The organism is Streptomyces otsuchiensis, assembly GCF_004305975.1.
Taxonomy (GTDB): domain Bacteria; phylum Actinomycetota; class Actinomycetes; order Streptomycetales; family Streptomycetaceae; genus Streptomyces; species Streptomyces otsuchiensis.
The window spans coordinates 1-423 of sequence record NZ_BHZI01000613.1; the positions used below are offsets into that span (position 1 = coordinate 1).

Here is a 423-nt window from a genome sequence, read left to right on the forward strand (position 1 = left end):
CACGGGGAGAGCGCTGTCCGGGTCGGCCTCGGGTCCCGTGGGCACGGGGACGGCAGTGGCCGGCTCGTCGGCGGGCGCCGGGGACGGTTCCGGCGTGGGCTCGGCCGTCACGTCGTCGTCGGCGGGGAGCCGAGGGGCGCCGGTGTTCAGCACGGCCGCCGCCGCGTCGCACGCGCCGGGGCTGAGCACCGGAGACATCAGCGAGGCCGGTACCGCCGTGTCGCCGGCGGGTGCCGGTTCTTCCGGCACCTGCGGGCTTCGCTCCGGTGACGGCGGAGGCTCGGTCGTGGCGCCGCCGTCCTGGGCGGACGGCTCGGCCGGGGGTTCCTCGGAGACCGTGCCGCCGGACTCCTCCGTCGCGGGGGCGGCGGTCGCGGGCTCGTCGGCGCGCTCGTCCGCCTCGGGGAGGGCGGTGGGTGTGGC

General features: G+C 79.4%; 1 pseudogene. It reads right to left on the reverse strand.

Annotation, left to right across the window (positions count from 1 at the left end):
- Positions 1–423 (reverse strand): annotated as a pseudogene (locus E0D90_RS26970) (hypothetical protein); the annotation flags it as partial.